The sequence below is a fragment of the Microcoleus sp. N9_A1 genome, from assembly GCF_036701795.1.
Lineage (GTDB): Bacteria > Cyanobacteriota > Cyanobacteriia > Cyanobacteriales > Microcoleaceae > Microcoleus.
In genome coordinates, this window is sequence record NZ_JAUBRI010000015.1 from 1 (window position 1) to 15,329 (window position 15,329).

General features: G+C 46.5%; 12 protein-coding genes and 1 pseudogene. 5 read left to right on the top strand and 8 right to left on the bottom strand.

The features are described from left to right. Positions 1-157: 157 nt before the first annotated feature. Positions 158-370, bottom strand: a pseudogene (locus QUA58_RS09475) (IS4-like element ISSysp3 family transposase); the annotation flags it as partial. A 514-nt stretch (positions 371-884) separates the two neighbouring features. Here QUA58_RS09475 and recO point away from each other — a divergent pair. The 5 genes from recO (at position 885) to QUA58_RS09500 (ending at position 6,471) form a co-directional block, all read left to right on the top strand. Next, entirely contained in the window at positions 885-1,760 is an 876-nt protein-coding gene (gene recO, locus QUA58_RS09480) for a DNA repair protein RecO (RefSeq protein WP_333393804.1), read from the top strand. A 231-nt stretch (positions 1,761-1,991) separates the two neighbouring features. Continuing rightward, entirely contained in the window at positions 1,992-3,563 is a 1,572-nt protein-coding gene (locus QUA58_RS09485) for an MFS transporter (protein ID WP_333393805.1), read from the top strand. A 25-nt stretch (positions 3,564-3,588) separates the two neighbouring features. Then, positions 3,589-4,815, top strand: a complete 1,227-nt coding sequence (locus QUA58_RS09490; RefSeq protein WP_333393807.1) for a glycosyltransferase family 4 protein — start codon at positions 3,589-3,591, stop codon at positions 4,813-4,815. A 90-nt stretch (positions 4,816-4,905) separates the two neighbouring features. After that, positions 4,906-5,334: an NUDIX hydrolase gene (locus QUA58_RS09495; RefSeq protein ID WP_333076522.1), complete on the top strand. Its 429-nt coding sequence runs from the start codon at positions 4,906-4,908 to the stop codon at positions 5,332-5,334. Positions 5,335-5,559: 225 nt separating this feature from the next. Beyond that, positions 5,560-6,471 (top strand): NAD(P)H-dependent glycerol-3-phosphate dehydrogenase, encoded by a 912-nt coding sequence (locus tag QUA58_RS09500; protein WP_333250697.1) that lies wholly within the window; start codon positions 5,560-5,562, stop codon positions 6,469-6,471. Between the two features lie 51 nt (positions 6,472-6,522). On the opposite strand, the gene QUA58_RS09505 is transcribed toward QUA58_RS09500, so the two are convergent. The 7 genes from QUA58_RS09505 to QUA58_RS09535 form a co-directional block, all read right to left on the bottom strand. Further along, positions 6,523-6,801, bottom strand: coding sequence for a type II toxin-antitoxin system RelE family toxin (locus QUA58_RS09505; RefSeq protein WP_015178374.1), 279 nt, complete (start codon positions 6,799-6,801; stop codon positions 6,523-6,525). Next, positions 6,788-7,057, bottom strand: coding sequence for a type II toxin-antitoxin system Phd/YefM family antitoxin (locus tag QUA58_RS09510; RefSeq protein ID WP_333250698.1), 270 nt, complete (start codon positions 7,055-7,057; stop codon positions 6,788-6,790). The genes QUA58_RS09505 and QUA58_RS09510 overlap by 14 nt, the downstream gene beginning before the upstream one ends. A gap of 161 nt (positions 7,058-7,218) precedes the next feature. Continuing rightward, positions 7,219-7,524 (bottom strand): small RNA NsiR4-regulated ssr1528 family protein, encoded by a 306-nt coding sequence (locus tag QUA58_RS09515; protein WP_333250700.1) that lies wholly within the window; start codon positions 7,522-7,524, stop codon positions 7,219-7,221. 271 nt (positions 7,525-7,795) lie between these two features. Beyond that, positions 7,796-11,020, bottom strand: coding sequence for a helicase-related protein (locus tag QUA58_RS09520; RefSeq protein ID WP_333393808.1), 3,225 nt, complete (start codon positions 11,018-11,020; stop codon positions 7,796-7,798). A 149-nt stretch (positions 11,021-11,169) separates the two neighbouring features. Beyond that, positions 11,170-13,995 (bottom strand): DUF1156 domain-containing protein, encoded by a 2,826-nt coding sequence (locus QUA58_RS09525; RefSeq protein WP_333393809.1) that lies wholly within the window; start codon positions 13,993-13,995, stop codon positions 11,170-11,172. Positions 13,996-14,456: 461 nt separating this feature from the next. Then, positions 14,457-14,840 carry a hypothetical protein gene (locus QUA58_RS09530; protein WP_333393810.1) on the bottom strand — a complete coding sequence of 128 codons (384 nt, stop codon included), beginning with the start codon at positions 14,838-14,840 and terminating at the stop codon, positions 14,457-14,459. Between the two features lie 4 nt (positions 14,841-14,844). Continuing rightward, complete coding sequence (locus tag QUA58_RS09535) at positions 14,845-15,273, bottom strand: DUF7680 family protein (protein WP_333250707.1); 429 nt, start codon at positions 15,271-15,273, stop codon at positions 14,845-14,847. Between the last annotated feature and the right edge of the window lie 56 nt (positions 15,274-15,329).

A 15,329-nucleotide genomic window follows, 5' to 3' on the forward strand; every position in this document is an offset into this window, starting at 1 on the left:
ATATTTGCTTGGCATTAAATCCATCAAGGTATAGACTAATGCTTGGGCGTAATTAAGGATGGTTAACATTAACTTATCACATTGTTTATACGCCCTTTATTTCACATTTGGGTACACAATGCAAGGGCTAATTGAGAATGGTGCAAGATCTCAGTTTTAACCTACCTTGATGAGACTGTAAGTTAATCTCACTCGTATCACTTATTGCCAGTACATGCTTCCGGGCCACCTGCTCTTGACAATGATCTGCTAAACTCCGCACTAGCTCTGATAATGTCACCTGCTCATTCTCCAAATAGCGATAGTAAGCAATTTGCTCGGCACGATTTCGGCTCATCTGCCGAATTATCACTGTCTGGTGTTGTTTCATTGACTCATACAATGCCGCCCCCTTTTTACCAACCTTGGATCTCCAAAGGCTGTTCTTCCGATTTGTTTTGCATGAATTAGGATGGGATTTTCCATGATTTATTTTGTTTCTAACTTCTCAAACCCAGTCTAGCTGGACTTGTGTGTACACGGTAGCCCTTATTAAGGGGGGCTAGGGGGGATCGGATTCTATGCAGCCTCATAAAAAATTGGTATAAGCTGTTCGGCATTTAAAGGAGGATAGTAGGGTGCGGAGCGTACATAAGCGTTTCCCATGTATAGTCAGTGTTCGCTTCGGGACGCACCTTACCTGGATCGTTAATGGTTTAAATGCTCCACAGCTTAATCTTTTAACTCAAGAACAGAGCGATCGATTGCATCCGTTATTGAATGAACTTTCACCACAACTTAATGCCTATCTTAACTTACTAAAACAAAAAGCTAAAGGTTAACAGTCAACGCTCAACAGCTAACAGTCAACAGTCAACAGTCAACAGTCAACAGTCAACTAACAAATGATTAGAACTTACAAAGCAACTGGAATCAATCTCAAGAGTGTGGCCATGGGCGAATCCGATCGCGTGCTGACAGTTTTGACGCGGGAATTCGGCTTAATTCGAGCTGTAGCACCGGGTGTTCGCAAACAACGATCGACCATTGGCGGTAGAAGCGAATTATTTGTCGTTAACGAATTGCTAATTGCCAAAGGCCGATCGCTCGATAAAATTACCCAAGCCGACACGGTACAATCCCATCCGGGTTTGAGCCGCAACCTCGGGAAACTAGCAGCCGCGCAATATCTGGCCGAATTGGCGATCGCCAGCGCCCTTTCCGATGAGCCCCAAGAAGACCTGTTTTGGTTGCTGGGCGAACATTTGAGCCGTTTGGAGCGTTTGTCCGATCGCACAGAAATCCAATCCGCCGCCGTGCTTGTCGCCCACCTCGCCCACGGCATTTTTCACTTGCTAGCCTTAGCCGGCCTCGCGCCCCAAGTCCAAGTCTGCTGCGCCACCAGACACCCGCTCATCCCAAATTTCACCGATCCGAACTGGCAAACCGGGTTTAGTATACCCTCTGGGGGAACCTTCAGCTTGTCCGAGCTAGCTAACCTAGAGGCAGAACTCTCTTCAGAAATCGGTAGCTTGTACAAATCCGCCTCCCGTTCCCGCCAAACGAATAGCAGCAAACACTTGACAAATTTCGAGATTAATGCTAAGGAATTAGCAGCGCTGCAACAGTTGGCTAGTCCAGAACTAGGAGAGGGGATTGCCGATCGAACAACTTGGGTATCAGTAGAAAATATTTTGCGGCAATATGCCCAGTATCATTTAGGTTGCACGATTCGCTCGGGAAGCTCGATCGATACCTACTTAGAGAGTTTTGAGTTTTAAATTTTGACTGTTGACTTAAAGAGGTGAAGGAACGATCGAACATCGCACCCCCAGCCTGCCGGATACCCGAACCAGCGGGCCATTTCAGGTAAATTCTCAAGATTGTTGCGACATCAGATAATAGATAGAGATAAAGTTACGAGATTATTAATAAACTTAGGGGTTAACACCTCAATTTCAAATTCCCATCCCCCCAACCTCCACCATCCCAGGCGAGCCACCCCAAATCCTATGATGCGACTGTCCGATTCTGATTTGACAATATCTGTTTTAGCTGTTACCGACCACAAAATGGAAGAACGAGAAAATTTTCCCGATTTTCGCTCGGAGCCCGTCTTGGCAGATCGACAATGGAGCAACGTCCCAGACCCAGAAATGGATAAATATCCCACAACGCCAGAAACAGAGTCAAGCAACGGCAAAAGCCAAGAACCCGAAGCAATCGGGCCGCTGGCAACAGCAGACCCAGCAGCCGGGAACTCGGAAGCATTAGCCGAAATTCCCGAAAAAGAAACGGGATTTCTGCCAGTGCTCAAAAACCCAAATTTTCTAGCATTGTGGAGTGGGCAAGTTTTCTCCCAACTAGCAGATAAAGTTTATCTCGTACTGACGATCGCCCTAGTGGCCAGCCGCTTTCAAGCCCCAGATCAAACCATCAGCAGATGGGTATCAGCAATCATGATCGCCTTTACCATACCCGCAGTGCTGTTCGGGGCCGCCGCGGGGGTGTATGTTGATCGGTGGTCGAAAAAAGCAGTGCTCGTAGCCACAAACCTGCTGCGGGGAGCCTTCGTTTTAACATTGCCCGTGCTGCTGTGGCTCTCTGACGGGTGGGAACTCGGTCAACTGCCGCTCGGATTCTGCTTGCTGCTGCTAGTGACATTCCTCGTTTCGACTCTAACTCAATTTTTCGCCCCAGCAGAACAGTCAGTGATTCCCCTAATTGTGGAACGCCGCCACCTGCTATCAGCAAACTCCCTCTACACCACAACCATGATGGGGTCGGTGATTATTGGCTTCGCAGTCGGAGAGCCCTTACTAGCTTTAGCCGACAACCTATTTACCAACCTGGGCGGCGGAATCGGAATCGGCAAAGAATTAGTAGTAGGCGGAAGTTACGCCTTTGCCGGAGTGCTGTTGCTGTCGATGAAAACAGGCGAAAAAAACGATGCCGAACACGAAGCGCCACACCCCCTAGCAGATTTAAAAGACGGGCTGCGTTACATCAACGACCAACCAAAAGTCCGCAATGCTTTAATTCAACTAATTATTCTATTTTCCATTTTTGCAGCCTTGGCAGTTCTAGCAGTTCGGCTGGCAGAAATCCTCCCCGGTATGAAAGCATCACAATTTGGCTTTTTACTGGCTGCGGTGGGCGTTGGCATGGCAGTTGGGGCGACGACAGTCGGCTATCTCGGCCACAAATTTTCTCATTCCCAACTGAGTTTAATCGGATCTATCGGCATGGCACTTGCTCTGATGGGCCTTTCTGCATTTACACACCATTTGTGGCTCTCGGTGCTGTTCATTACCCTGTTGGGTTTATTTGCCTCATTGGTGGGAGTGCCGATGCAGACTACAATTCAAGCAGAAACCCCAGAAGAAATGCGGGGAAAAGTCTTCGGGCTGCAAAACAATGCCACTAATATCGCTTTGAGTTTACCGTTGGCTTTGGCCGGTGTAGCCGAAACATTTCTGGGCTTGCCGACAGTATTTTTGGGTTTAGCAGGATTAGCGATGGCTGGGGGTGTCTTAACCTGGTATATTTTCCGTAGCAGTAATAGCAAAGTCGATCGAATCTAAAAATAACAAACTCTGATTTACTTGAATGCACATCGCTTGGCTAGGAAAAAAATCACCTTTTTGCGGTAACGTCACTTACTCCAGGGAAGTCACCAACGCACTATTAGACCGGGGATACCAGGTTAGTTTCCTGCACTTTGCCCAAGAAGCGGGCCCACTGGACAGGAACAATACGGGGTGGAGCATGGCAAATGGTTCGTGGGGAAAAGCAATTGCTCAAACCTCATATACCACTTCGCTCTCGCCCGCGAGTTGCAACGAAGTGTCTTTACCCTGTCACTACAAATCGCAAATTTATACGATTCCCACTCTCAAGTCCCGCACAGTGCTGATGAAATCTCTGCGGCGGCTCAAACCCGATGTTGTTCACGCTTCCCTGACGCTTTCGCCTCTAGACTTTTTGCTGCCGGAAATTTGTCAAGAATTGAATTTGCCTCTAGTGGCGACTTTTCACCCGCCGTTCGATCGCAAATTGCGAAATTTGACATCGGGAACCCAACACCTGATGTATCAACTGTACGCTCCGTTTTTGGCGAACTACGACTCGACGATCGTTTTTTCTCAGATTCAGCGGGATATATTGGTCAAGTTGGGAGTGCCGCAGGAACGGGTAGCCGTGATTCCCAACGGTGTGGATGCAGTTAAATATTCGCCCGGGCCTTCGGAGTTGAAGTCGGAATTAAAAGCAGATCGAATTTTTGTTTACCAAGGCCGCATTGCCCCGGAGAAAAATGTCGAAGCCCTGCTCAAGGCCTGGAAACAGTGCAATTTTGCCCCTGGGAACGTATTGGCGATCGTAGGCGACGGGCCCCTAGCCGCCTCGCTGCAACTGTCTTACGGCGAAGAGGATGGCATTGTGTGGCTCGGATTTGTCGCTGAGGAGGAACGCCGGATCGAAATTCTGCGGGGTGCAGACGTATTTATTTTGCCTTCTTTGGTGGAGGGACTGTCGCTGTCGTTGCTGGAGGCGATGGCTTGCGGTTTAGCTTGTTTGGCAACCGATGCCGGTGCTGACGGCGAGGCCTTGGAGGAAGGGGCGGGGATAGTTTTGAACACTCAGCGGGTACGGAGTCAGTTACAAACCTTGCTGCCGCTGTTTTGCGATCATCCTGAGTTGGGAATGCTGCTTGGTCAAAAAGCACGCCAACGGGCGATCGAGCGGTACACTCTCAGTCAGAATATTACTGAGTTGGAAAAGCTGTACTCTGAGGTTTTGCAAGGCCAGCGCGTACCACTTCGCGGTTTAGCATGATTCAGCAGGAAGAAGGAACTCCGAACCAGTTGAAATTAATCCGTGTATCCGTGTCAAAATCCGTGTCCTGCCTTCCTTCTTCCTTTGCAAATGACTTACAAAAATCCCGCTCCTACAGTTGATATTATCATCGAATTAGCCGATCGCCCGCATCGGCCGATCATACTCATCGAACGCCGCAATATTCCCTACGGCTGGGCAATTCCCGGCGGTTTTGTCGATTACGGGGAAGCGGTAGAAACGGCGGCAAAACGCGAAGCTTTAGAAGAAACAAGTTTGAATGTAGAATTAATTGAGCAATTTTACGTTTATTCCGACCCAAATCGCGACGCCCGCGAACACACTATCAGTATTGTATTTTTGGCTTCTGCAACGGGGGAACCTCAAGCTGCCGACGATGCTAAAAATTTACAGATTTTTGAATCTTGGCAGATTCCCCATCAATTATGTTTCGATCACGATCGCATTTTACGAGATTATTGGCGTTACCGTCATTATGGATTGCGTCCGCGTTTGTAGGAGGGGAGTTTTTGTTTCGTTCATCTCACATATTGCACCAATGTCACGAACAGGCAAGATGCCTGTTCCACAAAAAAAATTCAATCTTCTTGTGGAACGGGCTTCTAGCCCGTCACGAACAGGCAAGATGCCTGTTCCACAAAAAAAAATCAATCTTCTTGTGGAACGGGCTTCTAGCCCGTTCTTGAGAATGGTGTAACATCTGAGTTCATTAAACTAAATTCTATGGCAAGCTTGACAATATTAGGTGGAGGTGCTTGGGGTTCTGCCTTGGCTAATCTGGGAGGCAAAAAAGGCGATCGAGTTAATTGGTGGTCGCGTAGCAGTTCTTTTAGTCTAGAATCAGTTATAACTGGCGCAGATGTTGTTGTTTCGGCAGTTTCGATGAAAGGAGTTGGAGCAACGGTCGATCGGCTGCTGGCGTTAGAGTTAAGTCCCGGTACAATTATAGTTACTGTCACCAAAGGTTTAGATCCCGCGAGCACGCGCACTCCGTCTCAAATTTGGCAAAATGCCTTTCCTAACAATTCAATAGTCGTACTTTCCGGCCCCAATCTTTCCGAAGAAATTCAGCAGGGATTGCCGGCTGCAACGGTAGCGGCGAGTTTGGATTTAGCGGCGGCCAAGCAAGTGCAAAATATTTACAGTTCCGATATTTTTCGGGTTTATGTGAATGAAGATCCGCTGGGGACTGAGTTAGGTGGAACTTTGAAGAATGTATTTGCGATCGCCGCTGGTGTTTGCGACGGTTTACAATTAGGAACTAATGCTAAATCTGCTTTGCTGACTCGCGCTTTGCCGGAAATGATTCGGGTGGGAGTTCGTTTGGGAGCTCGCGCCGAAACTTTTTACGGTTTGTCTGGTTTGGGAGATTTACTCGCTACTTGCAACAGTCCTTTATCGCGCAATTATCGGGTTGGTTTCGGATTGGCTAAAGGCAAATCTTTGGAGCAAATTTTGCACGAATTGCAGAGCACTGCTGAGGGAGTAAATACTACCAATGTGTTGATTGATTTGGCTAATCGACGCGAGATAGAAGTTCCCGTTTCCCGTCAAGTTTACCGCTTGTTGAATGGGGAAATTACTCCCGAACAAGCAGTTTTGTCGCTGATGGAACGCACTTTGAAACCGGAGTAATATCAAAATAATTACCAGATATTTAGAGCAGCATCCCTGAGAAGGACTTTCTTAAAAAAGGCGCTCTAATTTTTTGTACACTTCATCATCGTTCCGCTTACCAACTAGAATAATTTCTACCAAATCTTCTTCGGGATTAAAGCTGTAAATAATCCGATATTCGCCACTATCTACCCGATAATAACCCGGATATCCGATTAATTGCTTGCTATCATTAGGTAAAGGATCGACATTCAGTGCTAACACTTTTTTAGCAATTTGAGCCGCTATTTTAGGTTGCAAACCCTTGAGAAAGTCGAGAACTGTTTGTAAACCATCAAGTTTCGCCATTTGCCAGTTGTGTTAGTGTTTCTACAAAGGTTTTAGTACCAACCATTTGAGACTGACTCAGGGCAGATTTTGCTGCTTTTCCTAAAAGCATATCTTCTAATTCCATCAGTCGCTCTATCAAGCGCTGATAGGCATCAGCGGACATAATTACGTGGCTGGGCTGCGATTTATCTGTGAGTAAAACTGGCTCCACAGCAGCTCGGTTAAAGACTGTCCCCTGTGGATTACATACTTCTGCGAGGGTGTAACTTTGCATGACAGATGTTATGAGCGTGGGTTATGTCTATTTTAGGCAAAATCGGCAGCAACAGGCAAGATGCCTGTTCCACAAAGAATTGATTTTCTTGTGAAACAGGTCAGAAAGCCGGTTCATAAAAGGCTTATTGAGAATGGTGCAAGATGTGGGATAAATACGATCTATTTACCGCCGTAGTAAAAAGCGATTTCTTTCTCTTTCAGCGGTGCAAAGTTTGCCGCAACCAGCATTTGATCGAGTTCCTCTTGTCCGATGTGTTTGACACCGATTCGGACAATGCGCGATCGCATGGTGTTTGATACGCCACTGCGCTGTCTCCCGGCTTCTAAGCCCATCACTTGCTCGTACAGGTCTAATTTTGCCTTGGGAATCGGAGTGCCGTCAAAATCGTTTCCAGAGGCGATCGCAACATCGATCGCATCTGCACCAGTTGTAGATTGAGCCGCTGAGTTTGTTTCTGAAGACATTGTGCAAATTAAATAAAAAGGACGATCTTGACAGTTGACAGTTGACAGTTGACAGTTGACAGTTGACTTCGGAGTGCGAAGTTTTTAGGCAGGGGATTTAAGCCCCTGCCTAAAAACAATCCACCTAAAGGTGGGGGCTTAAATCCCCTGTGCTTTGGTCATTAAAAGTAGTTTAGCCCTAAAAGTGTCAAAGTTGAGCACCAAACCCTAGCAATGCTCAAAAAAGGGTAAACTCGTGAAACAGGCTAAACAGTCCGCCCACAGTGTTCGATTAAGAACAGTTTGACATAAGGTCGATCGCACTTAGCATTTCTTCAAACAACGGATTCCCAAAACTCATAAATTGCAACGAAGCATTTTCCTCAAAGATATCCGGGTAAAATGTGAGACAATAATCGCGACTTTTATAGTTAAGCTGCCAAGTGCGATTTTCAGAGCGATCGAAGATAGCGCCAATCTGCTTTAAAATCAAAGAATTGACAAACAAATCTTCGATGGTTTCAGGAAACAGAGAAGTCGGCGGCAGAGGTTGACGGATTTCCTGCAAGTCTGATTCTACATCCATCGCGACCATTTCATCGAGGGCGGGACGCAAAGGCGGCGCGTCTAAAATGCGATCGAACTCTCGCAACAAAACACCCTCTTCTTCGGGATCTGCACTCATCACGGCCTGTTCGATGAAAGTTGGAACTGTTGCAAGAATTGGTTGCAAATTGCCGACAACGCTTTGAAAAGCATTGATGCGATCGCGCAATTTCCTATAAACCTTCGCCTCTACAGTGCCGTCGTAATAAAAATTGTGTATCCTGACTGTATCATAAATCTGTCCGATGCGATCGAGTCTGCCGATTCTCTGTTCCACTCGCATCGGATTCCAAGGCATATCATAATTGATTAAAACCCCGCAGGTTTGCAAATTTAGCCCTTCGGAAGCCGACTCGGTACAAAGTAAAATTTTGATGATTCCTTGAAGGAATTTGGCTTTGATTTGTTCCTTCGGAAAAGTTCGCCATTCCCCATTTTGGTACAACTCTCCCCCGCGCCCGGAATAGCAAGCAATTTGAGCACCATATAATTGTTGTAAAGCACTTCTGAGATAATCCATCGTGTCGGTGTATTGCGTAAACACGATCGCACTTTCGCGCTCATTCAGTTCTTGACGCAAGATTGTGATAAAGTGGGAAAGCTTGCTATCTTCCCCGGTATTCTCGAACCGATCGAGCAAATCGACTAAATATTTAATTTCTTCCGGGTCTGCTGGTGCAAAATAACCTTCCATACCTTCCAAAATCACATCATCCGCATCATCTAAATCCTGAAAATCATCCTCAGTAATGCTAATCCCTTCGAGGCGGCGCTGTAAGGATTCGCGGATGGCATAAAAGGAACTTGTCAGCCGTTTGCGGTAAAGAGTCATCAAAAATCCTAACGCCTTACGGTTGTCTTTTTGCGCTAAATTGTAAAAATGGCGGACGTAATTGCTGACGGCGAGATAAAGCGGCACTTCGCGGTTGTTTTCTAAAGTAATCGCATTATCTCTGACTTCGCGGTGGGGAATATCTCGTTCCAATAATCCCCGCTGATAGTATTGGCGTAAGGTGTCGCGGGTGTGGCGAAACATCAAATCTTTGAGGGGAGTATTCACTGTCAAATATTGGCGGGAGGCGGCGATAAAGGCTTCGTCATCAGCGATTTGTTGCGGGTTGACTCGCTGGTTTTTTTCCCAGACATCGCGCAACTTATAATATAACAATCGATCGCGCTTTTGGAGATATTCCTGCAACCGATCGCACGGCAAACCTCCTTCCTGGAAGTAACCGACAGACATCTGCTGCCAAAAACGTACATTCTGGCGATCGGGCTTTGCCGACAGCGTGCTAAAATAATTGCAGAAATTCTCACCATAAGACCAATGTCCGCGCAGTCCCAGAAGGTGCAATAAATCGAAAACTTCGATCGCATCAATCTGCATCGGCGTAGCGGATAATAACAAAAGCGATCCGCTTTTTTCCTTTAACTGCTGCATTAGCTGAAGCAGCCGGTTCGGCGTTTCCTTGCGGTTTTGCGGACTTTGACGGCGGGCGTGATGGGCTTCATCGAGTACCACCAAATCCCACGGTTGCGCGTCTAGGAGTTCTTTTGTGCGATCGCTCCGGCGGACTAAATGAGATGATGCTAAAATCAGATTCTGGGAATTCCAAATATTCTCTTCCCCAGACACACTTTTCTCCCCATACGGATTCTTTAACTCACCTTTGTTGTAACTCCAAAAGTGCAAATTAAATTTTTCGCGCAACTCTTCGTGCCACTGCGGCTGAATGCTGGCTGGTGCTAAAATTAACACGCGCTTGACTTTTTGGCTGACAAGCAAGTAACGCAAAATTAACCCAGTTTCGATAGTTTTTCCCAAGCCAACTTCATCCGCAATTAGGAAACTCTTCGGGAAACTAGCAGCCACTCGACGCAGAATTTTAATCTGATGCGGCCAAGGTTTGATGGGAATAGATTTCAAACAATAATCGAGACAAGTTGGTGAAGCATACAAATTGAAAAGCGGTTCAAACTTAGCATAATCTTGAGATAACTCAAAATCCCCAATAACTCCCCCTAAATCCCGACTCCCAACATCCGTTACATCCGCTAAATCCGCTACAAAATCCGTTGCCTCATCCGCTACATCCGCTACAAAATCCGCTGCCGAACCCTCCTCATCCGCTACATCCGCTACATCCGCTACATCCGTTACAAAATCCGCTGCCGAACTTTCTTCCCGATTCCACACAGGCTTACTACTGGGCGCGTAACTGAGTAGCTTATTTTTCACCGCTTCCGGCACTTCAAAAACGCGCACGTTTGGCGATAAATTGTTCCACAACTGTTCAAACCGAAAAATCTCTTCGTTCACTCGTTCTGCATCTCGGCCGCCTTCCCAAGCACAATAAACATGGAAAGATTCAACATTGCTTTCCCAACCGCTGAGAGATTCGTTATTAGAACCGCTAAAAGCTAATTGCGCGTCCTTGCTGTCGGTAAAAATGCCGACTTTTTCGTGAAATATATGCTGGCGATCGAGTAAACTTTCACTATCTACTGGTAAACCGTTAGATTTGAGGGGAACGGCGATTTTAATATCGAGATAACTGTTTTGAATCAGCCAACTGAGGATTTCAAAATGTTTGAGTTGGGCGAAGGTTTTGGGCGGCTGCAAATCCGTATCGAGGCGGATGGTAACAGCATCTCGCAGGGCGTAACCTTGTTGGATAGCTTGCAAATCTTGCGGGCTAAACTGACAGCCCATGATTAACCGCATCCGCCCGCAATTGTGCAGCATTGCGCCCAATCCCTGCGCGACTTTGCTGAGGATGGCGCTGTTGAAAAAGCCGGATTTGCGATCGTACTTAACAGCACATTCTAGCGCGGGAATGTAGAAATCGGCGATCGGGTTATTTTCATTGCTAGAATAACTAATCCGCCAGGGATAATCTTGTAAATTCATGTTATTAGATTATTTGTTATGTCCCACAATCTTCGCTCCCCCTAAATCCCGCTTAAGAAGGGGGCGGGCACGGGGGCACAGCCCCTACAGAATTAAACTCTTGTCCCCCCCTTCTTAAGGGGGGTTAGGGGGGATCTCTTCTCATTCTTTCAACCACCTACATTCAAATCCAAACTCAATTGTCCCTCAAAGGGAATATCCAATTGTTGATAAAAAACCTTCGCCTTAATCTCATCCATCACCAACCACAAATCCAACAAAGCCTTCTCCTCCGGTATCCGCTTCTTCTCATCGCCCAAACGCGGAATCACTTTCAGCGCCACCTCAATCGCCCGCATGAAATTATCATTATCCGTCAAATTAGCTTTCTTCATAAACTCGCGCACAATTTGAATATTTCCATCCTCCTGATACAGCGCAATAATTGCGTGCAATCCATCCACTAAATATGTCAGCGAAAAATCTTGCGGATTCACCGAAAAAGCACCTTTTTTCAGCCGCTGTTTCGGAGTCAAAAGCTTGCAAGTGCCGCTAACCGAGTCAATCAATTTGTATTTTTTGGCTAAATCAACGACATCGAAACCGCCCACGGCGAGGGCGAGTTGTCGCGCTTCATCGAAGGGGAATTCGACGGCGCGGAAGGCATCCCAGGCGAGGAAATACCACTGAGTTAGCGCGTCAAAACCCGCTGTATCGGTTTGTACGAGTTTGCGGAAACGGTAGTTTGCAATGGCTTTTCTGGCTTCAGCAAAAGCAACTTCCGGGCGCACTTCTTCGCCGCTGCTGTTGAGGATGGGATAGGAACGGCTGAACACGTTTAAAGCCGGGCCGAAGGCGCTTAAATAAAGGTCGATTCCCGTGATTTTGTTGGCTTCAAATTCCGGGGCTCGCTGTTCGACGAGATTGGCGACTTCCGGGCGCAAATCGTCCCACCAAGCTTGGGCGGCGTTGGTGTCGCGCTTGCGGCAAACTAAAAGGACTGTACTGGAAACTGAGTTTTTCTTGGCTTGGTGGAGGTTTTGGGGGTTTTCGGTACTGACGGCCCAGGATGCGGTAATCTCGAAACCGGCATCGATGAGGGATTTTGTGAGCACGTCCCACGCGCCGGATTCTTTGTGGTTGAATTGGACTGTCATCACGCCGTCATCGCGCAAAACTCGGTAATATTCGCTAAAAGCTAGGGCCATTTTTGCTTCGTAATCTTGGGCGGCGAGTTCGTCGGGGGATGTGCCCATGTTGCGGAAGCGCGACGGATTGGCCACGGCTTCTCTATCTTTGTCGGTGAGTTCTGAGTAGAATAAATCGGGGAAAATATCGCCTAATGTGCGCTTCATCCAAACATAGAAAAAGTCGGAAATTTCGGCATATTGAATGGTGGAATAGTAGGGCGGGTCGGTGATAATTGCATCGACAGATTTGTCGGGAATGTGGTAGAGGCTATCGGCGGATGCGGAATTGATTTGGATGGTTTTTGGGTCGTATTGTTCGATACCGGGTAAGCCGATTGAGTGGGGTTTTGTTCCGAATAAAGCGCAAAGCTTTATATATTGCTTGCTAGCAGTTTCATTACACCATATCCACAAATATGGATCGCCACTTGTTTCACCATAATTCCATAATAAATTTAGTGCGTGTTGAGCTGATGCTCTACGAAGAACTCCGACGCTTGAATCCCAACCTGAAAGACGACTATTGATATCAACACATCTATCTAATACTAAAGCTAGATAAGTAATAATCGCCTCTACCTTCTCCACTTCATACTCAGCCTGTAGCAGCGCCTTAGCTTCGTTGATAATTTCTACATAAGTGACAAGCGTTAGCAACTGGCGAGGATTAAAGAGTTTATCCCATGTATTCATTCCATAACGTAATAACTCATTTGTTTTTTCACCGGGAGTTACTTGAACTTCCCAAACGCCTGAAATTAAAAGTTTATCTAATTTATTTCTTATGTATAATTCAGACTTGGCAATTCCGTCTAAATCTGAATTTGTCGGAATTCTAAACTCTAAACTACCTTTGCCTTGTTTATAAGCAACTGCATAAAGTTGATACCCCAACTTTCCTGATTTCGCTTGAGATTTAATTACATCATCTTCAATCACAGTATCGCAATTCGGACATTTACCAACACTTCTGCTAATCGTGTTATAATCACTCGGATCGTACTCACCCGCATCGGTTTGAATCGTCGTATCCTTGCCTTTCTTCCCCTTCACCAACTCAAAATCAACCCGCTTCTGTGCCAAGTTAGGAATCGGTTTCACCGCACACCATTTATGTAAATTCTGCTTTTCCGGGCGCTTGTACAACCACCAATTCGGGCTCAAAGGCACAACCGACTGACAACTCGGACAAACTACCGTATGCGCCCACAAATAATTCTGCACAGTTTCCTCACCTTGACTTCCCCCCTTAGCAAGGGGGGATTGAGGGGGGTTAGAAGGGAAAAATTCCGCCAATCTTTTCTCGGCTTCATCCCCCACCCATTGCACCCATTTATCAATATCCTCCTGCAAATCCGGGCCAAATTTCAGCGGATATTCCATAGCCGCCTTCATCGTCACCACCGCCACCGGATTGAGATCCGACGCCAACACATTCAACCCGTACCGCGCCGCCTCAAAGGGAATGCTTCCCCCACCCGCAAACGCATCTAAAATAGTCGGCGTGCGATTCCCCCACACCTTCTCGCAATAATCGTGAACCTTCTTAATTCGCACCGAAGACGGGGGAGTTTTGTAGAGTTTAATTTCCTTCCCCGGTTCCAATCCCAGCAAATATTCAAACTCTTCTAAAGAAATCTCTGCGGGTAAAATCGACGCCAACACCGAAGCGCGAGAAAACGATAAAGGTTTGCGCGAATACCAGCGGTGCAAACCTTTAAATGGATTCCCGCCGTGTTCGTAATTAACCTGCTCGTTTAGCAGGTTGACGGGCATAATTTTCTCGATGAATAGGTGAGGGCGCATGATTTTTTTGGTTATTTGTTATTTGTTATTGGTTATTTGTTATTTGTTATTGGTTGTTGGTTATTTGTGAGGTGCCACAATCTTCGATCCCCCTAAATCCCCCTTAAGAAGGGGGACTTTGAGCGCGCTTGTGCCACAATTATCGATCCCCCTAAATCCCCCTTAAGAAGGGGGACTTTGAGCGCTCTTGTCCCCCCCTTCTTAAGGGCAGGGCTGTTTCATTCTCTTGTAGGGGCAGCCCCCCGTGGCTGCCCCAATCCATGAAATAACGAAAAATCGTCGGTGAGGAGGGTCGGCACGGGGGCACGACCCCTACAAAACACTGTTTTTGGTGAGAATGAAACAGCCCTGCCTTCTTAAGGGGGGTTAGGGGGGGATCGTTGGCCCTAGCTCCTAGCCAGCCCCCAAAAGGATTCATTCCAAACTGCAATTTGCATTGGTATTATCCAAAAAAATCTCGCTCAATCTTCAAATACCTCGGTCTTTTCAATGATAAACCATTCGTGGTACAATACTGCTAAGAAAAACTCTTGTCCTTTCGGGCGATCGCACACAGCCATATATCCAGACGAAGCCCAGTGGTCATCAAAAGTTGTATCCTTAAGAAACAGAGTCAGCGAGTTACCATCCGCACTCCAAATTGCCCGCAAAATCGTGATATTTTGGTGACGGGATGCTTCAACGGGCAACAACACCCACCGCCCTTCAATTTCGATAAATTCCGGTTCACCGTATCTAAACTCAGACTCCCATGTTTCCGGCCCTTCATGCTTCTCAATAATTCGATCCCACCGCACTGTTTTAATCTTGGCTAAAGTTTCGTTTGACAAATCAGCTACTTTCATCAGATTAATCTCCTAATAATATTCGCAAAGCTTTCAAAGCATTTGAACGATTGCCATTAGCAATTTTTCCAAACCAATAATGTGCCTCTTCATTACTCATCGCCATAATCCCTTCGGCAATATTAGCAATTCGTTCGGTTTTCGATAGCGGTTGCAGCGATTGAAATAAAATCGCCAAACTAACGCCAGATTCTTCTGATAATATATAAGGAGTTTGTCGCTGCTGAGATAAAGTTTTTGGATCGTAATTATTCGCTTTGAGAGTTGCATAAATTTTTTGTCTTGCCAAAACCAGCGCATTGCCTTTAAGTCGCCCCAATTTTTTAGCAGCAGGACGTTTTTTCTCTCCCGCTTTCTTGTAAGCACATTGGTAGAGTTCCAAGGCGAAGTTGTTATTATCTAAAGGCAAAACTCGTAACTGAAATTCTTGCATGAGCTCTGGGCGGGGCGGGTTTATGAGATATTTTATTTGAGGCGTAGATGGTTGGT